Raw genomic sequence first — 545 nt, 5'->3', positions numbered from 1 at the left:
AAATATACGCCTTTAAAAAATCGCGACAGACTCTACCTCGATGGAGTTAATGTCATTCACTCATGCATGAACCTCGCTTTAGCAGTTCACACACAGGAGAATAAAATGAGTAAAAGTGCGCCGAAAACGTCGTTGAGCCTTTTGTCTTTGGCTGGCGTGGAGCCTTACGTTGAAAAGAAAAATGAAGAATATATGAACGAGAATCAACTCGCTCATTTCAAAAAAATTCTCCATGCTTGGCGAAACCAAATTGTTGATGAAGCGGGCAAAACCGTTGCACAAATGCAAGACGAAGCCGCCAACTTCCCAGACCCGGCCGACCGTGCCACCCAAGAAGAAGAGTTTTCTCTGGTGTTGCGCAGCCGTGACCGCGAGCGCAAATTGCTGAAAAAAATTGACCACACATTGGCCAAAATTGAAACAGGTGATTTCGGCTACTGCGACACCTGCGGTGTCGAAATTGGCATTCGTCGCCTTGAGGCGCGCCCAACGGCGGATTTGTGCATTGATTGCAAAACATTAGCCGAAATTCGCGAAAAACAAAC

At 46.4% G+C, this 545-nt stretch carries 1 protein-coding gene; it reads left to right on the top strand.

Going from position 1 to position 545, the window contains the following annotated elements; all coding sequences use genetic code 11:
- Positions 1-105 precede the first annotated feature (105 nt).
- The coding region (dksA, locus tag JNC70_RS22830; RefSeq protein ID WP_374789063.1) for an RNA polymerase-binding protein DksA at positions 106-545 on the top strand (440 nt) is incomplete at its 3' end.

It is taken from the genome of Brucella oryzae (genome assembly GCF_041929965.1).
Lineage (GTDB): Bacteria > Pseudomonadota > Alphaproteobacteria > Rhizobiales > Rhizobiaceae > Brucella > Brucella oryzae.
This window is presented reverse-complemented; position numbering and strand designations above follow the sequence as displayed.